The organism is Microbispora sp. NBRC 16548 (assembly GCF_030268985.1).
In the GTDB taxonomy this organism is placed as follows: domain Bacteria; phylum Actinomycetota; class Actinomycetes; order Streptosporangiales; family Streptosporangiaceae; genus Microbispora; species Microbispora catharanthi.
Genome location: NZ_BSSF01000008.1, coordinates 241,631 through 261,836, shown reverse-complemented (window position 1 = coordinate 261,836; position 20,206 = coordinate 241,631). Strand labels below are relative to the sequence as shown.

Annotated in this window: 20 protein-coding genes; 12 read left to right on the top strand and 8 right to left on the bottom strand. The window is 71.5% G+C overall.

What is annotated here, in order from left to right; translation table 11 throughout:
- Positions 1-142 precede the first annotated feature (142 nt).
- From QSK36_RS23860 to QSK36_RS23835, 6 genes are all read left to right on the top strand, one after another.
- Positions 143-1,411 carry a YibE/F family protein gene (locus QSK36_RS23860; protein WP_285783925.1) on the top strand — a complete coding sequence of 423 codons (1,269 nt, stop codon included), beginning with the start codon at positions 143-145 and terminating at the stop codon, positions 1,409-1,411.
- Between the two features lie 139 nt (positions 1,412-1,550).
- Entirely contained in the window at positions 1,551-2,510 is a 960-nt protein-coding gene (locus QSK36_RS23855) for a GNAT family N-acetyltransferase (protein WP_285783924.1), read from the top strand.
- A 231-nt stretch (positions 2,511-2,741) separates the two neighbouring features.
- Complete coding sequence (gene erm / locus QSK36_RS23850) at positions 2,742-3,518, top strand: 23S ribosomal RNA methyltransferase Erm (protein ID WP_285783923.1); 777 nt, start codon at positions 2,742-2,744, stop codon at positions 3,516-3,518.
- A gap of 47 nt (positions 3,519-3,565) precedes the next feature.
- Positions 3,566-4,018 (top strand): NUDIX domain-containing protein, encoded by a 453-nt coding sequence (locus tag QSK36_RS23845; RefSeq protein ID WP_183535324.1) that lies wholly within the window; start codon positions 3,566-3,568, stop codon positions 4,016-4,018.
- A gap of 246 nt (positions 4,019-4,264) precedes the next feature.
- Positions 4,265-5,245, top strand: a complete 981-nt coding sequence (locus QSK36_RS23840) for a hypothetical protein (protein WP_285783922.1) — start codon at positions 4,265-4,267, stop codon at positions 5,243-5,245.
- A gap of 235 nt (positions 5,246-5,480) precedes the next feature.
- On the top strand, positions 5,481-6,305 hold the full coding sequence (locus tag QSK36_RS23835) for a hypothetical protein (protein ID WP_183535328.1): 825 nt from the start codon (positions 5,481-5,483) through the stop codon (positions 6,303-6,305).
- Positions 6,306-6,322: 17 nt separating this feature from the next.
- Here QSK36_RS23835 and QSK36_RS23830 read toward each other — a convergent pair whose 3' ends face one another.
- A complete protein-coding gene (locus tag QSK36_RS23830) occupies positions 6,323-7,249 on the bottom strand; it encodes a TIGR03564 family F420-dependent LLM class oxidoreductase (RefSeq protein WP_183535330.1) in 927 nt (308 codons plus the stop codon).
- A gap of 289 nt (positions 7,250-7,538) precedes the next feature.
- On the opposite strand from QSK36_RS23830, the gene QSK36_RS23825 reads away from it, so the two are divergent.
- On the top strand, positions 7,539-8,108 hold the full coding sequence (locus QSK36_RS23825) for a TetR/AcrR family transcriptional regulator (RefSeq protein WP_285783921.1): 570 nt from the start codon (positions 7,539-7,541) through the stop codon (positions 8,106-8,108).
- On the top strand, positions 8,105-8,647 hold the full coding sequence (locus tag QSK36_RS23820) for an MOSC domain-containing protein (RefSeq protein WP_285783920.1): 543 nt from the start codon (positions 8,105-8,107) through the stop codon (positions 8,645-8,647). The genes QSK36_RS23825 and QSK36_RS23820 overlap by 4 nt, the downstream gene beginning before the upstream one ends.
- A gap of 94 nt (positions 8,648-8,741) precedes the next feature.
- On the opposite strand, the gene QSK36_RS23815 is transcribed toward QSK36_RS23820, so the two are convergent.
- A complete protein-coding gene (locus QSK36_RS23815; RefSeq protein WP_183535336.1) occupies positions 8,742-9,107 on the bottom strand; it encodes a MerR family transcriptional regulator in 366 nt (121 codons plus the stop codon).
- 56 nt (positions 9,108-9,163) lie between these two features.
- On the opposite strand from QSK36_RS23815, the gene QSK36_RS23810 reads away from it, so the two are divergent.
- Positions 9,164-10,030: a polysaccharide deacetylase family protein gene (locus tag QSK36_RS23810; protein WP_183535338.1), complete on the top strand. Its 867-nt coding sequence runs from the start codon at positions 9,164-9,166 to the stop codon at positions 10,028-10,030.
- A gap of 68 nt (positions 10,031-10,098) precedes the next feature.
- On the opposite strand, the gene QSK36_RS23805 is transcribed toward QSK36_RS23810, so the two are convergent.
- The 6 genes from QSK36_RS23805 to QSK36_RS23780 all read right to left on the bottom strand — a co-directional run bounded on the left by QSK36_RS23805 (position 10,099) and on the right by QSK36_RS23780 (position 16,385).
- Positions 10,099-10,443, bottom strand: a complete 345-nt coding sequence (locus QSK36_RS23805; RefSeq protein WP_183535339.1) for a hypothetical protein — start codon at positions 10,441-10,443, stop codon at positions 10,099-10,101.
- A gap of 24 nt (positions 10,444-10,467) precedes the next feature.
- Positions 10,468-11,148: a uracil-DNA glycosylase gene (locus QSK36_RS23800; RefSeq protein WP_139575841.1), complete on the bottom strand. Its 681-nt coding sequence runs from the start codon at positions 11,146-11,148 to the stop codon at positions 10,468-10,470.
- A gap of 183 nt (positions 11,149-11,331) precedes the next feature.
- Positions 11,332-12,219 carry a carbohydrate ABC transporter permease gene (locus QSK36_RS23795; RefSeq protein WP_183535341.1) on the bottom strand — a complete coding sequence of 296 codons (888 nt, stop codon included), beginning with the start codon at positions 12,217-12,219 and terminating at the stop codon, positions 11,332-11,334.
- Entirely contained in the window at positions 12,216-13,778 is a 1,563-nt protein-coding gene (locus QSK36_RS23790; protein WP_285783919.1) for an ABC transporter permease, read from the bottom strand. The genes QSK36_RS23795 and QSK36_RS23790 overlap by 4 nt, the downstream gene beginning before the upstream one ends.
- Before the next feature lie 13 nt (positions 13,779-13,791).
- Positions 13,792-15,120 carry an ABC transporter substrate-binding protein gene (locus QSK36_RS23785; protein WP_285783918.1) on the bottom strand — a complete coding sequence of 443 codons (1,329 nt, stop codon included), beginning with the start codon at positions 15,118-15,120 and terminating at the stop codon, positions 13,792-13,794.
- Positions 15,121-15,122: 2 nt separating this feature from the next.
- A complete protein-coding gene (locus QSK36_RS23780; protein WP_183535345.1) occupies positions 15,123-16,385 on the bottom strand; it encodes an ABC transporter substrate-binding protein in 1,263 nt (420 codons plus the stop codon).
- A 135-nt stretch (positions 16,386-16,520) separates the two neighbouring features.
- On the opposite strand from QSK36_RS23780, the gene QSK36_RS23775 reads away from it, so the two are divergent.
- From QSK36_RS23775 to QSK36_RS23765, 3 genes are all read left to right on the top strand, one after another.
- Positions 16,521-17,027, top strand: coding sequence for a PadR family transcriptional regulator (locus QSK36_RS23775; RefSeq protein WP_139575845.1), 507 nt, complete (start codon positions 16,521-16,523; stop codon positions 17,025-17,027).
- A 76-nt stretch (positions 17,028-17,103) separates the two neighbouring features.
- Positions 17,104-17,853 (top strand): ABC transporter ATP-binding protein, encoded by a 750-nt coding sequence (locus QSK36_RS23770; RefSeq protein WP_183535347.1) that lies wholly within the window; start codon positions 17,104-17,106, stop codon positions 17,851-17,853.
- Positions 17,854-17,929: 76 nt separating this feature from the next.
- Positions 17,930-20,203, top strand: a complete 2,274-nt coding sequence (locus tag QSK36_RS23765) for an ABC transporter permease (protein ID WP_285783917.1) — start codon at positions 17,930-17,932, stop codon at positions 20,201-20,203.
- The last annotated feature ends 3 nt before the right edge of the window (positions 20,204-20,206 follow it).

Genomic DNA, 20,206 nt, shown 5'->3' with positions numbered 1-20,206 from the left:
AGGCTCCCGGTGCGGGCAGGTCCCACCGGGAGCAGGCCCCGGCCGCCTCCCTCGGGACACCGCGCCCCAGCCGGACGAGCCTGCCCGCTGGACCCCTAGCATCGGTGCGGCACGACCCTGATGCGAGGAGACGTACGTCCAGATGGGCGCCGATCACAGTCACGGCACGACCGCCCTGCCCGTTTCCCGCAGGGCCGTGCCGGCGACGCTGACCGTCATCGTTCCCGTCGCTCTGGTGACGGTGGCCGCCCTGATATGGCTGTGGCCGGGCGACGGCCGGCCATCCGGTTCGTCCTCGCCCTCGCTGCCGCAGGTCAACGGGACGATCGTGGACATCGTCCCCGAGCCGTGCCCCGCCGCGCCGGACGAGGGGGCGGCCGGACCGGCCGCGGCCCCGGCCTCCGATGCCTGCGGGGACGCCCGCGTCAGGATCACCGGCGGGCCCGAGGAGGGCCGAAGCGTCATCACCGATCTGCCCACCGGTCCCGGCGCGCAGCGGTTCGCGGTGGGTGAGGACGTCGTGCTGGTCCATATGCCGGACGGCGCGCTCGACGCACCCGAGTATCTGCTGTCGGACCACGACCGGTCCGCTCCGCTGTGGCTGTTCGTCGCCGCGTTCGCCCTCGCGGTGGTCGCCTTCGGGCGCTGGCGCGGACTGACCGCGCTGATCGGGCTGGCCGTGACCTTCGTCCTGCTGCTGACCTTCGTCGTCCCCGCGATCCTCGCCGGTGAGCCACCGGCCCTGGTGGCGATCGTGGGCTCCGCCGCGATCATGCTGGCGGTCCTCTACCTCACCCACGGCTTCACGATCGCGACCTCGATGGCGGTGCTGGGCACGCTGGTCAGCCTCACCCTCACCGGTCTGCTGTCCGCGTTCGCCATCGACGTCGCGCACCTCGCGGGGGTCACCGACGACAGTTCGTTCCTGCTCGACGGCAACTACCGGATCAACGGGCAGGGCCTGCTGCTCGCGGGAATCATCATCGGCGCGCTCGGCGTCCTCGACGACGTCACCGTGACCCAGGCGGCCACCGTGGGGGAGCTGGCCATGGCCAACCCCGGCTACACCTTCGGGCGCCTCTACCGCGCCGCCGCCCGCGTCGGCCGGGCCCACATCGCCTCCGTGATCAACACGATCGTCCTCGCGTACGCCGGGGCCGCGCTGCCCCTGCTGTTGCTGTTCAGCGTCGGCGACCAGCCGCTCGGAGACGTGCTGCGCAACCCCGTCCTCGCGCAGGAGATCATCCGCAGCATCGTCGGCACGCTGGGACTCATCGCGGCCGTCCCCGTGACCACCGCGCTGGCCGCTCTGGCGGCGCCCCGGCGGCGCTCGGGGGAGGAGCCGGAGGGCCACCGTCCGGCCGGTCCCGCGGCGGAAAAGGGTTGGCCGGCCGAGCGGCGCGTCCGATAGAACAGGTGCAGACAGACCTGCGACGACGAGAGGAGGGACGAGCCGATGTGTGCCAAGAACGTCGTGCCGCTTCCTTCCCGGGGTACGGCCGGACGCTGACCCCTGGGCGTGAGCGGCACGCCTCACCTGAGGAAGTGCAGTGAACCCCGAAAACATGATCATGCGCCCCATCTCGGGGCGTGAGGAACTCGACCTTTTCCGCCGCCTGCCCTACGTACTGAACGACGAGCTGGACGACGACCTCGCCGCCGGCCGTCGGCGGCCTGAGTGGATGTGGATGGCGCTGCGCGGCGACCGCCTCGTCGCCAGGCTGGCCTGGTGGGCCCCGCGTGCGGGCGAGGCGCCGGCGCTGCTGGACATCCTCGACCTCGACGACACCACGCCCGGACCGGCGAGCGTCGACGCCGGGGTCCGGTTGTTCGAAACCGCGAGCGCCGCGGTGCTGCCGGTCGGGGTACGTCCGCCGGAATACAACGCGTTCGTCCCCCCGCGGTGGCGTGACGACGCGAAGGCGAGGCCTGCCGTCGAGGACCGCATGGCCGTGCTGGAGCGGGCCGGCGCCCGGCTGCTCGTCGAACGGCTGCGGCTGGAGTGGCGTCCAGGCACTCCCATCGCACCGCCGGGCAGGCGGCTGGCCTTCCGTCCCGTGGCCGGAAGGGAGGAACTGGTCGCCCTGATGACTCTCGTCCTCGACGGCACGCTCGACGCCCACAGCCGCGCCGACCTCGCCCGCATGCCCGCCGCGCGGGCCGCGGCCCAGCACTACGACGACGAGCTCGCCCACTATCGGAGCCCACGGGAATGGTGGCGGATCGGCACATCACCCGAGGGCGAACCGGTGGGATTCGTCATCCCGGCGCGCAACGAATACAACGCGATGATCGCGTACATCGGGGTCGTGCCCGCCCACCGCGGCAAGGGCCACATCGACGACCTGCTGGCCGAGGGGACGCGCATCCTCGCCGGGCAGGGCGTCCCGCGAGTCCGCGCCGCCACGGACGTCGGGAACGTCCCGATGGCCCGGGCGTTCCTCCGCGCCGGATACGAGCTCATCGGGCAGCGCATCGACATGACCTGGAGTGAGGGCGGGCCGCGGTAGGGCGGTGGCTCCCGCGAGAGTGGCGCAGAGGACACGCGCGGAAAATGGTTTGCGGCTCCTCCCGTCATGCTCGCTAGGGTGACGCCCATGTGCTGCTTCGCATGCTTCACGAGGATCCGCCGCTCGTAGCGGCGGATCCTTCCTCTTGTACGGCTCCGCCGCCATCGGTGTCCTCGCCGGTGCGGCGCTTCGCGCTGCCCGGCTCCGATCGCGCACTCGCGGAGCACTTCCATGGTTCATCAGAGCGGACGGCACGAGCTCGGCCAGAACTTCCTCGTCGACCGCACGGTCATCGCCCACATCGGGAGACTTGTCGCCGGGACGGCCGGCCCGATCGTCGAGGTCGGCGCGGGGGACGGGGCGCTGACGCTTCCCCTGAGCCGGTACGGCAGGCCGGTGACGGCGGTCGAGGTCGATTCCGGGCGGGCACGCCGACTGGCCCGGCGCGTTCCTGCGAACGTCACCGTCGTCAACGCCGACATCCTGCGGTTCCGGTTTCCCCGGCATCCTCACGTGGTCGCCGGAAACCTGCCGTTCCATCTCACGACCTCGATCATGCGGCGGCTCCTCGCGGCGTCCGACTGGAGGACGGCGGTGCTGCTGGTCCAGTGGGAGGTCGCCCGGCGGCGGGCCGGCGTGGGCGGCGCCAGCATGCTGACCGCCGCCTGGTGGCCGTGGTACGCGTTCGAGGTGCATGCGCGGGTGCCGGCCCGCTCGTTCCGGCCCGCCCCCTCGGTCGACGGCGGCCTGCTCACCATGACGCGCAGAGCCGTACCCCTCGTCGCCGAGCGGGGGCCGTACCAGGATCTCGTGCGCCGGGTCTTCACCGGGCGCGGTCGCGGTCTCACGGAGATCCTCGAACGCACGGGGAGCCTGGACCGCCAGGCCGTACGCTCCTGGGCGCGTGACGCGCGGGTGACGCCGCACGCGCTGCCCAAGGACCTGACCGCCGGACAGTGGGCGTCCCTCTGGGAGGAAGTGAGACGGCGTCGGCGGTCCGGCCTGTGATGATGTCCTTCTCGCTGCTGGGGTCACCGTGGACGAAGGGATTCAACGTGAACGATCTGGTCGCCCGGCTGTGGCGGAGCATCGGCGGTTCGGTGCAGTGGCGACTGCTGTGGATCTCGCAGGCGAAGTTCATGGTCGGCGTCACGGGGATCGTCCGCGACGGAGACGGGCGTGTGCTGTTGCTCCGGCATCGGTTGTGGCCGGAAGGCAGGCAGTGGGGGCTGCCCACCGGCTGCGCCGTCAAGGGGGAGACGTTCCAGGAGACGGTCGTCCGGGAGGTGCGCGAGGAGACCGGCTTGAAGGTGCGTGTCGGTGAGCTCGTCCTGCTCAAGAGCGGCTACCGGCTGCGGGTCGAGGTGGCGTACGAGGCCGAGTTCGCGGGCGGCACGATGAAGATCGACCCCAAGGAGATCCTGGAGGCGCGGTGGTTCGCGCCGGACGACCTGCCGGAAGGGACGCTGGAGTCCCATCGGCTCCTGATCTTCGGCAAGGCCGGTTAGGCGGTCGCCGGGCAGGCCCGCTGACCGGCGACCTGTGGACCAGGGCGATGTGGCGCGGAGATTCGCCCGTTCTGTTCGCCGGCTGTCCACAGAGCGGCGTTCGGGTGGGACGGACGACGGCGGATTCGCGCAGGCTGTGGCCCTGCGGAAGTGCGAGGAGCGGCAGGCGCGGGGCCGGCTGCTCCTGCGGCACGTCCCGCGGCCGCTTCGGCGGTTGTAGGTGCAGCACGTCGCGGAGGAGGAGCCATGCGAATCACCTATCCCGTGCCCGCGCAGACCTCGTCGGTCTTCGTCGTCGTCACGGACCGCACGCCGACCGATCTCTCGTCGATCGTCCCCTGGCGGATGGGGCCGTCCCATCGGCGCGCCGCCAGGGACGCGCTCGGCACGCCCCGGCTGATGCTGGAGGCGTTCCGGTCGGCGCGGTCCCCGTGGCGGCGGATGGACCTGAACGCCGAGGACCTCAGACGGGTGAGACGGGCCCGTCATCACGTGGTGGTGACGAGCACCGCCCCCGTGGAGGAACAACCCGAGGCCGCCCAGGTCGCCCGGGCGGCCGCGCGCGGGATCGCGGAGGCCTACCACGGCACGTTGTACGACCCGCTCACGGGAGCGGCCCTCTACCACTGCGCCGAGTGCCCGGGGGAGCGGCGGGACTTCCACCTCGGCGACGACTGGCTGGGCTGGCGGGTGTCGTGCGCCGACGAGGAACACGCCTGCGGCCTCGGCGCTGCCGCATCCGCGGGAGCCGGCGCCGATGCCGACGGGGGCTGCTCGTGCCTCGTCACGACCTCGCGCGGCCTGCGGCGTTTCGGTCTGCCGGAGATCACGCTGACCGGCCTCGCCTGCGCGCACAGCCTGTGCGCGGTCACGGTCCTGCGCACCGTGGCCGAGTCGCTGCTCGCGGGCCACCTCGCCTGGCTGTCCACCGGCCCCCGTCGGCGGACCGAAATGCCGCCGCCCTGCCGCGGCGTCGCCCGCCGCCTTCGGGTGGCGGGAATGGACTACGCCGTGCTGTCGGGCGGAGCGGACCTGGAAAGCGGGCCCGTCCACATTCCCGGTGCCGAGGACGGGTCCCCGCCCGGCATGCCGGACGAGGAGAGCGGGCTCCTGCGCGTACGCCTCACGCCGGCCGCCGCCACCCGTTCCTGTCTCAGGCTCCGCCTGCCGGGCGGGCACGACGGAAACCCCCACCCCCGTCATTCCCCGGGCCTGTTGGTCGCCTGAGCCGGCTTCTGGGGCAGACCGGCAGAACCACCGGCAAGTTCGTGCTGGTCCCCTGACCAGGTGATCAGGCGGCGGGGCGGGAACGTTCGGGCGTCTGTCGGACGTCTGTTGGAGTGTGACCCCTTTTGCTGCTGTCGATGACGAGATCCGGGACGCGCGGGACCGCGCCAGACGCCGGGACCAGCTCACCCGGCAGCGTGCCACTCTCCTGACTCAGATCGAGGAGGTCCGTGGCATGCTCGCGGATCTGGAGCGGCAGCTCGCCAAGGAGGATCGCGACGTCGCCAAGCTGGAACAGGGCGGCTTCGCCGCCTTCCTGGCGGGTCTGACCGGGAGCAAGGAGGAGCGCCTGGCGCGGGAACGGGCCGAAGCGGTGGCGGCCCGCCAGCGGGTCACCGGTCAGCGCACCCGCCTGGAGTGGCTCACCGGGGATCTGCGAACCACCGACCAGGGACTCGCGGAGCTCGGCGACCCGCATCACGAGCTGGAGGCGTTGCTCGCCCGCAAGGAACGGATGCTGGTCGAGTCGGGCGATCCGCGCGGGCGGGAGCTGGCCGACATCGCCGCCCGGCTGTCGAGCGTGAGCGCCGACCTGCGCGAGCACCAGGAGGCGCAGCAGGCCGGGGTCGCCGCGGGCGAGGCGGTCGGCTATGTTCTGCGGCATCTGGGCAGCGCCCGCGGCGCCTCCACCTGGGACATGTTCAGCAACGGCGGCGGCTTCGCCGACATGGTCGAGCACGGGCACCTGCGTCAGGCCGACGAGGCGGCCTGGCACGCGCAGGGTGCGCTCGACCGGTTCTCCCGCGAGCTGGCCGACATCGGCGTCGGCGCCGCGCCCCAGTTGCCGAAGGTGGACACGCGCTGGTTCGCCGACGTCTTCTTCGACAACATCATCACCGACGCCATCAAGCACCAGCGGATCGCCCGTACGGCGGAGGCGGTGCGCGAGGTCGCCGAGTGGGTCGCGGCGATGGTCAACCAGGTGTCCGCCCGCTGTGGCGAGCTGACCCGTCAGCAGGAGTCCCTCGCCCGGCGGCGCCAGGAGGTCCTGGGCTCCTGACCGGTCCCGCCCGGCTCTCACGTCGAGTAACCGGCTGATCGGGCGAGGCCGGCGAGCATCGCCAGGGTGCGTTCCTGCTCGCGCGCGTCACCGTAGGGCGACGCGGCGAACTCGGTGACACCCGCCTCGGCGAGCCGCCGGATCCGGCGGACAACCGCCTGCTCGTCGCCGACGATCACGACGTCTTCCGGGCCGTCCACGCCCTCCCGGTCGAGCACTGCCCGATACTCGGGCACCTGGCCCGCCAGCCCGAACTCCCCGGCGATCCGCCGCCGGACGCCCTCTTCGTCGTCCGTCACGCAGACGATCAGCCCGGCGACGACGCGGGGGGATGGGCGCCCGGCGGCGTGGGCCGCCCGCGTGACCGTCGGGACGATGTGCCCGGCCAGGGTGCGGGGGCCGGTCATCCAGGTCACCACGCCGTCCGCGTGCTCGCCCGCCAGGCGCAACATGGCGGGGCCGAGCGCGGCCAGCAGCACGGGTGGCGGCGCGGCGCCGGGAACGTTCACCGCGCCCTCCGCTGTGAACGTCTCGCCCCGATGACTCACCTGCTCGCCCCTGAGCAGGGGACGGAGCACCGACAGGTATTCGCGCATCCGGGCGACGGGCCGCTCGGCGGAAAGGCCGAACATCGTCCGCGTCATCATCGCGATCCCCACGCCGATGCCGAGGGTGAGCCGGTTCCCGGTCGCCGCCTGGACGCTCAGGGCCTGGCTCGCCAGCACCAGTGGATGACGCGCGGGCACCGGCACCACGGAAGAGCCCAGCGCGATGCCCGGCACCTGGGCGCCCGCCATGGCCAGCGCGGTCAGGGCGTCCCATCCGAGCGCCTGGGCCGACCAGGCGGTGGCGAAACCGGCGTCCGCCGCCGCACGCACCTGGCCGGTGAACTCCTCCGCCGTCACGGCTCCCCGCACCTCCCCGACGAGAACACCGATCCTCATCGAACACCTCAATTCCACGGTTGCAACCGGAGAACCTCTCCGGTTGAGGCGCGGCTAGAATACGGAGAACCTCTCCGGATGGCAATGTGAGGGTGAAGTGACGACCGAGAGTGCCAGGGCCCGTCGGCGGCGGGCGAACCAGACGGCGAGCGACGTGGGGTCACCGGCCGCTGGGCCGGCGGCCGACCCGAACTCGTCGGCCGCTGGGCCGGCGGGCGACCCGAGCTCATCGGCCGCTCGGCCGACGGGCGCCGCGGACTCGCCGGCCGATGCTCCTGGGAGCCGGCGGATGCGGGCCGACGCGAGGGACAACCGCGAACGCGTGCTTCGCGCCGCCAGAGCCGCCTTCGCCGAGCACGGAGCCCAGGCGTCGCTTAACAAGATCGCGCAGAGCGCGGGGGTGGGCCCGGGCACGCTGTATCGCCATTTCCCCACCCTCGGAGCCCTGCTCGTGGCGATCATCGGGGACGACGTGGCGGTGCTCTGCGAAAAGGGACGCGACCTGCTCGACCACGCGTCGCCGGCGGAGGCGCTGCGCACCTGGCTGCGGGCCGTGGCCGAGCACGCGACCGCGATGCGGGGCCTGGTGGCCGCCCGGATGGCCATACCGCCCGCGCCGGACGCCGACGCGGCGCTCGCGGCGTGCCACGAGCGGATCCGGGTCACCGGCGCCGCCCTGCTCGAACGCGCGCAACGAAACGGGGCGGTGCCCGGCGACATCGAGATCGGCGACCTCCTCACGCTGGTCAACGCGATCGCGTGGGTCAGCGAGCAGGCTCCGTGTGACGAATATCTGCTTGACCGCCTCCTCGCCCTCGTGCGCGGAATGGAGCCATCGCCCCAAGAGGAGGAGACATGACGAGCAGAGTGACGGCGGTGAGCCGCAGCGCCACCCATACCTTCAGCAAGACTCCGCTGGAGTCGATCCGGCTGCTGGCGGGTCTGGGCGTCGAGGGGGACGCCCACGCCGGGGTGACCGTGAAGCACCGGTCGCGGGTCGCCCGCGATCCCAGCCAGCCGAACCTGCGCCAGGTGCACCTGGTCCACGCGGAGCTGCACGACGAACTGCGCGAGGCGGGCTTCGCCGTACGGGAGGGGGACATGGGGGAGAACGTCACAACCAGGGGTGTCGATCTGCTCGCGTTGCCCACCGGGACCCGGCTGCACCTCGGCGAGACGGCCGTCGTCGAGGTGACCGGCCTGCGCAACCCCTGCGTGCAACTCGACGGTTTCCAGGACGGGCTGATGAAGGCCGTGCTGGACCGGGACGAGGAGGGCAATCTGGTGCGCAAAGCCGGCGTCATGGGCGTCGTCGTCGCGGGCGGCGAGGTCCGGCCCGGCGACCCCATTCGGGTAGAGCCGCCGGCCGGACCCCACCAGCCTCTTCGGCCGGTATGAGCGGGGCGGGCGCCTACCCGCGGTCCTGTGACGCCTACGCGGTCCTGTGACGCCTACGCGGTCGTGCGACGACGCCTACGCGGGCCCGTGACGCCTACCCGCGGTCCTGCGACGCCGCGTTGATCACCTCGTCGAGGACGTCGCGCGAGTTGACCAGATCCGTGATCATGCGGTCGATGCGGTCCCGCTCGGCGACAAGGTCGGTGACCAGCCGGGGGGTGGCGATCGTGGAGGGGCCGCCGTCGGCGTCACGCATGCAGGGCAGCAGCTGTGCGATCTTCTTGCTGTGCAGGCCCGCCGCGAACAGCTCCTGGATCCGGATGACGCGATCGACCGCCTGCTCGGGATACTCCCGCTGGCCGCCGGGCGTACGCTCGGCCACCAGCAGCCCCTGCTGCTCGTAGTAGCGCAGCGACCGCTCGCTCACCCCGGTGCGCCGCGCCAGCTCGCCGATCCGCATCGCATCACCCCCGAGGGCTTGAACCTGACATCGATGTTAGCTTCTACCGTCGGGGCATGGAGAACACGCTCTTCGACTACAGTCCGATCACCGAACGCCCCACGATCAGCTGGCCGGGCGGCGCCAGGGTCGCCGTCTATATCGGCCTCAACATCGAGCACTTCCTGGTCGACCGCCCGTCCACCAGCATCTGGCCGGGTACGGCCAATCTCGTCCCCGACGCGCTCAACTACGGCTGGCGCGATTACGGGGCCAGGGTCGGCATCTGGCGGGTCGCCGACATCCTGGACCGGCACGGCATCAGGGCCAGCGTCCTGCTCAACTCCGCCGTCGCCGAGCACTACCCCCAGATCGTCAAGGCCGGCCTCGACCGCGACTGGGCCTGGCTCCTGCACGGCCGGACCAACTCGATCCTGCACGCCGGCATGTCCCTGGAGGAGGAACGCCGTCTCCTCACGGAGATGGCCGACACCGTCGCGGAGGCCACCGGCCGGCGGCCGCGCGGCTGGATGGGCCCCGGCCTGACCGAGACCTTCGACACGCCGGCGCTGCTCGCCGAGCTGGGGTTCGGCTACCTGCTGGACTGGACCAACGACGACCAGCCGTACCCGTTGAACGTGCCCGGGATGATCAGCGTCCCCTACTCGGTCGAGCTCAACGACCTGCTCCTGTTCGACCGGGGTGTCACGGGGCCGGAGTTCGTCCAGATCGTCAGGGACCAGTACGAGCAGTTGCGTGCCGACGCCGAACACAGCGGCAGGGTCATGGCGCTGGCCCTGCACCCCTTCGTCATCGGGCAGGCGTTCCGGGCCAAGTATCTCGATCAGGCGCTGGCCTTTCTCGCCGCGCAGCCCGACGTCTGGCTCACCACCAGCGACGAGATCGCGGCGCACTACCAGCGCACGATCGGCCGGCCCGTGTGAGGGCCCGGCCGGCGGGGCCGGCCCGACGCCCTCTCGTGGACCGGCCTCAGCGCGGCCTCAGTGCGGCCTCAGTGGATGTGGCCCGGCTCGTCGTGATCGTGGTCGTCCTCGTCCTCCAGGACGCCCTCCGACGGCTCCACGCCGAGCATCGCCTCCCGCGGCTCGACCTCGGTGACGTGCTCGACCAGGCCCAGCACGTGGTCGGGCTCGATCAGCCACTGCAGGGCCGCCGCGCCCGTTTCGTCGGAGTTGACCAGCTCGATCTGCTCCTGCCGCTCGGCGTCGTCCAACTCGGCCTGGGGGTCGCGGATCTCGGCGAGCGCCGCCGCCTGCAGCGCGTCGACATCGAGGACCTCGACCACCAGGTCGACGGTGAGCCGCAGGTAGCGACCGGTGTCCGTTCCATCGCTCATGGTGGTGATCCTATCGGCAAGCCGTCACGGCAGTTTCCACTCGACCGGCGCCGCGCCCTGCTGCTCCAGCAGGGCGTTGGCCCGGCTGAACGGACGGGAGCCGAAGAACCCGCTGCGCGCCGACAGCGGGCTGGGGTGGGCCGACTCGACGCACGGCACGTCCCCCAGCATGGGCCGCAGGTTGCGGGCGTCACGACCCCACAGGATCGCCACGAGCGGCCCGCCCCGCTCGACCAGCGCCTTGATGGCCTGCTCGGTCACCTCTTCCCAGCCCTTGCCCCGGTGGGAGGCGGGCTTGCCCGGCATCACCGTCAGCACCCTGTTGAGCAGGAGCACACCCTGCTCGGTCCACGGGGTGAGGTCGCCGTTCGAGGGCGGCGTGGGGTGGCCGAGGTCGGCCATGTACTCCTTGAAGATGTTGACCAGGCTGCCCGGAAGCGGCCGTACGTCGGGGGCCACGGAGAAGCTCAGCCCGACCGGGTGTCCGGGAGTGGGATAGGGATCCTGGCCGACGATCAGCACCCGGACCTCGCTCAGCGGCTGCTGGAACGCGCGGAGGACGTTGTCCCCCGCCGGGAGGTACTGGCGGCCTTCCGCGATCTCCTGCCTGAGGAAGTCGCCCATGGCGGCGATCCGCCCGGCCACGGGTGCGAGGGCCTCGGCCCACCCGGCTTCCACGAGTTCGTGCAACGGACGTCCTGACATGTCCGCGCACTCTATCGGCTTTTCGGCCCCCGTACGGCCCGGCGGCGGAAAGATCGGATGCCCGCTTACCCCCGTGAAGCGGGCATCCGACGCCCTTCCGGCACGGCTCGCCACACACGGGACATTTCCCGTGTCGACCGCGGTGATGCCGGAGGCCCCGGACGATTCGGGGCCTCCGGCCGGTCACTTGACCGAGCCCGCGAGCATGCCCTGCACGAAATACCGCTGGAAGGCGAAGAACAGCACCAGCGGGATGATGAGCGACAGGAACGCGCCCGGCGCGAGGATGTCCACGTTCGTGCCGAACTGTCGCATCTGGGATTGCAGTGCCTTCGTCATCGGCTGGTTCTCGGTGTCGGCGAACACCAGCGCGACGAGCAGGTCGTTCCACACCCACAGGAACTGGAAGATGCCGAGCGACGCGATCGCGGGCTTGGCCAGCGGGAACACCACGGTGGCGAAGATCCGCCACTCCGGCGCGCCGTCCATCCGCGCCGCCTCGAGCAGCTCGCGCGGAATGCCCACGAAGAAGTTGCGCAGCAGGAAGATGGCGAACGGCAGGCCGAACGCCACGTGGAACAGCACGACCCCGAGAATCGAGCCGAAGATCCCGAGGAATCCGTACAGCTTGGCGATGGGGATCAGCGCGATCTGCACCGGGACGACCAGCAGGGCGATGACCACGAGGAACACCAGGTCCCTGCCGGGGAACTCGATCCAGGCGAACGCGTACCCCGCCATGGCCGCGATGCCGATCACCAGCAGCGTCGCCGGCACCGTGATGAGGACGGTGTTCCAGAACGACGAGCCGAAGCCCGACGCGAGCAGGTTCGAGTAGTTGTCGAACGTGAGCTGCGCGGGTTTGGTGAACAGCGTCCACCAGCCGGAGGAGTTGTTGTCGGTCTCGCCGCGCAGCGAGACGACGAGCAGCCCGAGAGTCGGGAGCAGCCAGAAGAGCGCGACCAGGATCATGAAGACCTGGACCAGGCCGCCGCCGAGGCGGTCGACCGTCCGCGTGAACAGGCCGCGCCGCATCGGCTGCGCGTGCCGTGGTTCGGCCAGGGTCGTCATCCCTCGTCCCTCCTGAACCGGCGGATGTTGAAGATCATGAACGGCACCACCAGCACGAGCAGGAAGATCGACAGCGCGCTGCCCAGGCCCTGGTTGCCGCCGCCGCCGAACGACACGCGCCACATCTCCAGCGCGACCACGTTGGCCTGCGGCTGCACCGAGCCGGGGGCGATGATGAACACCAGGTCGAACACCTTCAGCACATTGATGATCATGGTGACGAAGACGACGAGCAGCACCGGCGACAGCAGCGGCACGGTGATCCGGCGGAACACCTGCCACTCGGTCGCGCCGTCGATCCTGGCCGCCTCCAGGGCGTCACGGGGGATCGCCGACAACCCGGCCGCGATCAGCACCATCGCGAACCCGGCCCACACCCAGATGTACGCGCCGATGATCGCGGGAGTGATCAGCGACGGCCCCAGCCAGGTGAGCCCGTTGAAGGGCGCCGTGAAGTTCGACTGCGGCAGCCGTACGACATAGGAGCCGGCGGGGAGGCCGGAGAAGCGGAACGTGCCGTCGGCGGCCGTCTCGGTCGTCGCCTTGACCGCGCCGCCGGAGACCGCCTCGACCGTGACGCCGCCCAGGCCCTTCTCCTGCGGGTCGATCTGGTTCAGCGTGCCTCCGCCGCCGCGGACGACGTCGAGCCAGACCGTGCCGCTCAGGCCGTCGCCGGCGGGAGCGGCCTTGGCGGGCGCGGTGTCCTTCACCGCGTCCTGGGTCAGGCCGACGAGCGGGATCAGCACCGGAGTGCCGGCCTGCGCCTGCTGCCTCGTCACCACCGCGCCGCCCTGCACGACCGCGGGCGCATGGTCGTTCTCCCGTGGCCGGGCCCCGGGGTAGCCCGCGCTGGAGGAGAACGCGTCGTGGACGGTCGTGATGATGGCGTTGGCCACGCCCTTGTCCGGGTCCTGCTCGTACACCAGGCGGAAGATGACCCCGGCGGCGAGCAGGGAGACGGCCATCGGCATGAACAGCACCAGCTTGAACGCCGTGGACCAGCGGATGCGCTCGGTGAGCACCGCGAAGACCAGGCCGAGCGCGGTGACGATGATCGGGGCCACCACGACCCAGATGACGTTGTTCCTGATCGTGGTGAGCGTCGAGGAGTCGGTGAAGATCGAGACGTAGTTGCCCAGTCCGACGAAGCGGTCACCGGTGGCGTCGAAGAGGCTGCGCCAGATCGAGTAGACGACCGGATAGATCATCCAAGCGACGAGCAGCAGCACCGCCGGCAGCAGGAACGTCACCGCCAGTCTCGGCGACGGGCCGAGGCGCGCGGACGCCTGCGCCGCGCCCGCCGTGGCGACCGCGCCGGGCGGGGCCGCCGTCGCGTACCCCGCCGCCGCCGGACCCGCCGGCGGCTCCTCGGAAGCGGTCAGGGAGTCCGAGGCGGTCGGGGTGCCGGAGGGGGTGGAAGTGTCGGAGCCGGCGAGGGGCGCTCCCGGCTGGGGGGAGTCGGAGGAAGGATCTGCGGGGGTTTCGCTCGGGCCGGAGGAGGCCCCGGCGGCGGATTCTCCGCCGCCGGCGGCCTGCGGGCCGTCCAACCGTTCGGTCACGGCCGTCCTTCCTTTACTTCTTGAAGGCCTTGGCGGCGTCCGCCTCGAGCTTCTCCTGCGCGCCCTTCACGTCGGAGGGGTTGCGGAGGAAGTCCTGCAGGTCCTTCCACTCGCCCTTGCCGTCGGTGCCGCCGAAGGCGCTGGGGGCGAGGTCGGACATGTCGTACCGCACCGACTCACCGGCCGAGATGATCGTCTGGGCGAGCTGCTTGGTCAGGTCGTCGGGGTAGTTGTCGGGGGAGACGTTGCGGTTGGGGGACAGGTAGCCGGGCTGCTTGGCCCAGACCTCGCCGCCCTCCTTGGACGCCAGGTACTCCACGAGCGCCTGCGCGCCCTTGTTGTCCTTCATCACCACCGCGACGTCGCCGCCGAGGATGACCGGAGCGGTGTCGCCGGCCTTCGGGAACGGCATGATCTTGGCTTCCTCGCCGACCTTGGCGCCCGACTGGCCCAGGGAGGCGGCGACGAAGTCGGCCTCGATGACCATCGCGGCCTTCTTCTGGGCGTACACCTGGGTGACGCAGGTCGGGAAGTCGGTCTGCAGCGCGCCGGACGAGCCGCCGAGCATGAACTCCTTCTTGCCGAAGATCTGCGCCAGCTTCTCCAGGGCGGTCTTGACCGAGGCGTCGGTCCACGGGATCTCGTGCTTGGAGAGCTTGTCGTAGTTCTCCGGGCCCGCGGTGGACAGGTAGACGTTCTCGAACAGGTCGGTCAGCGTCCAGCCGGAGGCGGCGCACAGCGCGAACGGCGAGACGCCGGAGTCGGACAGCGTCTGGGCGTTCTTGACCAGGTCGTCCCAGGTGGACGCGGGCTGGGCGCCGGCGTCGTCGTAGGCCGACTGGCGGTACCAGACGAGCGACTTGTGCGCCGCCTTGACGAGCACGCCGTACACCTGGCCCTTGGCGGAGCCGAGCTCCTTCCAGTACGGCGTGTAGTTCTGGTCGATCTGCGCCTGCACCTCGGCGGACAGCGGCTTGAGCGCGTTCTCGTCGGCGTACTGCTGCACCAGGCCCGGCTGCGGCAGGATCGCGACGTCCGGAGGGTTGCCGCCCTGGATGCGGGGGCCGAGGTAGGCGCCGGTGTCCTCACCGGTGGAGGCGTAGGTGACCTTGGCGCCGGTCTTCTCCTCGAACGCCTTGAGCACCTTCTCGAAGTTGGCCTGCTCGTCGCCGGTCCACTTCGCGGCGACCTCGACCTTCACACCCTCCAAGGGCTTGGCGGCGCCGCCGCCGGCGGCCGGGGCGCTGCCCGAGGCCGCAGGCTGGCCGCCGGTGTCGCTGCCGCACGCGGCGGCGGCGGCGAGAGCGAGGCACGCGACCATGATGGGGGGGAGTTTCCGCATATCTATCCTCCGAACTGGATGACCTCGCCGAGCCCCTGTTTCAGGTCGGCGACGGTCTCGTCTACGGGTTTGGCGAGAGTGAGCGCGCCGGAGACGGCGCTGGAGATCAGCAGGCTGACCTGGTTGTAGTCGGCGGTGACCGGCCTGGGCCGGGCCGAGACGATCGCCTCCTTGAGCGCGGGCAGGTAGGGGAACCGCTCGATGAGCTCCGGGTCGTCGTACAGCTCCGCCCACACCGGCGGGAACGAGCCCTCGGTGAGCACGAGCCGCTCGTTGTCGAGGCCGGTGAAGTAGCGGATGAAGTCGAGTGCCGACTTCTGCCGCTTCGAGAAGGCGCTGATGGCGAGGTTGTAGCCGCCCAGCGAACTGGATCCGGGCCCGTTCAGGCCGGGCAGCCGGGCGACCGAGAACTTCCCGGCCAGTTTCGAGTGGGCGGCCGGTCCGTACGCGTGGGGCCAGTTGCGGGCGAACAGCAGCCGCCCCTCCTGGAAGGCGAGCCGGGACTCCTCCTCCTTGTACGTCAGCGCCTCGCGGGGGATCCACCCCTCCTTGACGCCGCCGACGAGGAAGTCGAGCGCGGCCCGCGCGCTGCCGAGGTCCATCGTGACCGTGCGGGCGTCCGGGCCGAGGATCGACCCGCCCGCCGACTGGACGGCCTCGGCGAAGTTGACGGTCAGTCCCTCGTACGGCAGGAACTGCCCGGCATATCCTCCGATGTGATACTTCGCGCTCAGGCGGGAGGCCTGTTCGCGCAGCTCCGCCCAGGTCTTGGGCGGCTTCAGGTGCTCTTTCTTCAGGATGTCCGACCGGTAGTAGAGCAGGCCGGCGTTGCTGGTGTACGGCGCGGCCCACAGCCTGTCGCGGTAGATGGCGGTGTCCGCGACGCCCTTGAGCAGCTTGTCCAGGGGGAACAGGCTACGGTCGAGCGGCACGATCCAGCCGGCGTCGGCGAACTCCGCCGTCCACATCACGTCGAGTGCGAGCACGTCGTAGACGGCGTTGTGCGCCTGCAGGTTGGCCACCATCTGGGCGCGCTGCTCGTCGGCCGCCTCGGGCAGTTCGAGCAGCGACACCGGCTCGTCCGGGTGCGCCTGGTTCCACCTGTCCAGCAGTGGGCGGAGATACGCGGTGGTGTCCCTGCCGATCGCCAGCGTGATCGGCCCGGTGCCGTCGCTGCCCACAGCGGATTCGGTGCCGGTGTCGGCGAGCCCGGCGCACCCGGCCACCAGGAAGGTGGCCAGAACGGCGAGGGCTCGGCGAACCATGTGGCCTCCGTATGAAAAGCCGGTTACATACGTGTTAGGTAGGTGCATGCATGTTATGCATAGCGATAATGTGAGCGTCAACGGATGAGCTCGTAACGCTCCGATAACTGCTCGATACGGCTTGGGGGTGGGCGCGTGCGGCAGTCGCTGCTGGCGCTCCTGGCGAAGGAACCTGCCCACGGATACGAGCTGAAACAGGCACTCGAAACGATCTTCGGCGGGGCCTACCCCTCGCCCAACATCGGCCAGATCTACGTGACCCTGGGCCGGTTGGAGAAGGACGGGTACGTCCGGTCGGTCGACGTCGAGCAGGCCAACCGGCCGAACAAGAAGGTCTACTACATCACCGCCGCCGGCCGGGAGGCGCTGGAGACCTGGGTCGAGGAGCCCACCGAGGGTCCCCGGGTGCGTGACGAGTTCTTCATGAAGCTCGTGCTGGCTCCGATGACCGGGTTGTCCGACCGCATGGCCTTGGTGAACCGGCAGCGACGGCACTACCTTGCGCTCATGAGAGACCTCCGCGAGCTGGCCGAGCGCACCGACCCGGCCAACCGCGTCGCGCTGCTGCTCATCGAGGGAGCCATGCTGCACCTGCAGGCCGACCTCGACTGGCTCGAACGCTGCCAGGAGGACCTGCCATGAGCGAGCGGAGCGAGCGAATCGGTAAACACAGTGCGCTGCGCTCATGCGACGCCGAGCCGCCAGGCGAGGGGGTGGCATGAGCGCGGACGCTCCCGTCGTACGGGCCGTCAACGTGGTGAAGATCTACCAGACCGGCGGGCTGCCCGTGCCCGCCGTACGCGGGGTCGACCTGACCGTCGAGGCCGGGGAGTTCGTCGCCATCATGGGCCCGTCCGGGTCGGGCAAGTCCACGCTCGTCCACATGCTCGGCGGCCTGGACACGCGCACCAGCGGCGAGATCTGGCTGGACGGCAGGCGGGCGGACACGCTCTCCGAGAGCGGGTGGGCGGTGCTCCGCCGGGAGAAGATCGGCTTCGTCTTCCAGTTCTTCAACCTGGTCGCCAACATGACCGTGGCCGACAACGTCGAGCTTCCCGCGCTGCTGGGCGGCGTCTCGCCCCGGCAGGCCAGGGAACGGCGCGAGTATCTCCTCGGCGAGCTCGGCCTGGCCGACCGCGCCGAGGCGTCGCCCGCGCAGCTCAGCGGGGGCGAGCAGCAGCGGGTCGCGCTGGCCCGCGCGCTCGCGAACCAGCCCAGGCTGCTGCTGGCCGACGAGCCGACCGGCAACCTCGACAGCCGCAACACCCGCGACGTGCTGCGCCTGCTCGGCAAGGTGCACGGGCAGGGCCAGACGATCGTGCTGGTCACCCACGACGCACGAGTGGCGAGCATGGCCGACCGCGTCGTCAGCCTGCTGGACGGCCAGATCGTCGACGACGGCGCGATCCCGAAGTCGCGCCGGCGCCCCTTGGGAGCGGCCGGAGACGTCGTGGAGCTGCGCAGTTGAGATCGTCCGGCCACCATGCTCCCCCGGCCACACGCCCGAAGAGTTCGCAGAGCGCGGACCGGCACGAGGGGGCCGCTTGATCACGACGAGGACCGCGGAGCTGCGGTGGATCCGCGCGGACCTGCGGGCGCGCCGGGGCCAGGCCGCGCTCACGGTCCTCGCGGTGGCGGGGATCGTCACCGCCCTGATCATCGCGGCCACGCTGCTGGAGGACGGCACCAACCCCTGGCGCGGCCTGTTCGAGCGCAGCAACAGCGCGCACATCTGGATCCACAGCAAGGACGTCCCCGACGTGTCCGCGCTGCGCCGCCTGAACGGCGTGACCGACGTCGCCGGGCCCTACCACAGCGCGCCCGCCACGCTGGTCACCCGCGGCCGGCGGGTGCCGATCACCCTGCAGGAGACGCCGGCGGCCTTCCCCGCCGTGGCCCGCCCGCTCCTGCGTGAGGGCCGCTGGCTCGACGTGCGCACCCCGAACGGCGTGGTCGTCGAGCGGTCGTTCGCCCGCGCTCTCGGCCTGCGGCCGGGCAGCCCGTTCACCGTCACAGGACTGAACGGCGCGACCCACACGCTGACCGTCGCCGGACTGGCCGAAAGCGGCGACCAGGGGTTCTATCCGGAGTGGACCCCGGGCCTGGCCTGGACGCTCGCGCAGACGCTGAACGTGGTCGAGCCCGCGCCCGGCCGCACCGAGACCGTGACCGGGCTGCGGCTGGCCGACCCCGCCACCACCGATCTCGTCGTCCAGAGGGCCGTCTTCACAATGCGCAACCAGGTGCAGCGGGTGACGACCTGGCGCGAGGTGCGGGCCTCCATGGAGCTGGACAACCGGCTGCTCGGCCTGCTGCTCGCGCTATTCGGCGGCGCGGGCCTGGCCGCCGCCGCGCTGGCGCTCGCCAACGCCGCCGGAGGCCGGGTGCTGATGCAGTTGCGTGACATCGCCACGCTCAAGTCGCTCGGCTTCACCCGGGGCCAGGTGGTCCGGATGCTCGTCACCGAGCACGGCACGCTCGGGTTGCTCGGCATCGCCGCAGGCGTGGTCGTCGCCCGGCTGATCACGGCGTACGCCATGGGGGAGACGGTCGTCGTGCCGCTGTCGGCCGGCCCGCTCGCCGCGATCATCGTGGGGACGTCGCTGACGGTGCTGATCGCGGTGCTGATCCCGGCCTGGCGCGGCGGGCGCACCCCGCCGATCCCGGCCGCCCCGGCGGCGCCGCCGCGTGGGCACCTGTCGCGGCTGGCCCGGGTCGCCCTGCTCGTACGGCTGCCGCCCGCGCTCGTCCTCGGCGCCAGGGACGCCTTCACCCGAAGGACGCCCGCCGCGCTCACGGTGTGCGGCGTCGCCATCCCGATGATGATGATCACGATAGGGCTCGGCTGCTGGACGACCCTGGACGACTTCATCCGCCACCCGGAGAGCGTGGGCCAGGCGGCGGCCCTGACCGTCAGGCCGGGCGAGCTGACCGCCGAGGAGGCGCGCCAGCGCGCGATGGCCGATCAGGACGTGGTCGCGGCCTACCCGGGCGCCGAACTCGACGCGCTCGTCCCCTGGCAGACCAGGACCGTGCGGACCAGGGCGCTCGGTCTGTCCTCCGACCCGTACCCCTTCCCGGTCGTCGAGGGCCGGATGTTCGCCGACCGGGGCGAGGCGGTCGCCGGGCAGGGCCTGCTCGACCTCCTCGGCGTACGGATCGGCGACCGGGTCCGCATGACGATCGGGGGCACCCCGCTGATCGTGCGGATCGTGGGCCGGGTGGTCGAGCCCGAGCAGGACGGCGAGGTGCTGTCGTTCGGGGTGGACAGCCTGGCGGCCAAGGACGCGCTGCCGCCCCAGTTCTACGCCCTGGTGCTGCGGCCCGGCGCCGACGCGGCCCAGGTGCGGGCCCGCCTGCAGGGGCAGGGGCTGGAGGTGGCCCAGGCGGTGAACCCGGCCGACCGGCTCGCGGTCATCCGCGTGATCATCGTCGCGCTGGTCGCCGTGCTGGCCCTGATCGGGCTGGCCAGCCTGCTGACGGCCAGCGCGCTCGGGCTGCGCGACCACGTCTTCGACCTGGCCGTGCTCAAGGCGATGGGCCTGACTCCCCGTCAGGTGATGGCCACGCTGGTCACCGCCACCGGCCTGCCCGCGGCGGTGGGGGTCGTGCTGGGGGCCGCGGCGGGGGCGTCCTGGTCGCGGTGGCTGATCGACCTGGAGGGCCGCGGCAGCGGCGTCGGCGCCGGCATCGGCCGGGCCCCGACGCCCGGCATGCTCGCCGCGACCCTCCTGATCGCGATCGGCGCGGCGTTGCTGGTGGCGCTGATCCCCGCCAGGCGGGCGGCGCGGGCGCGGGTGCCCGTCACCGCCCGCTGAGGC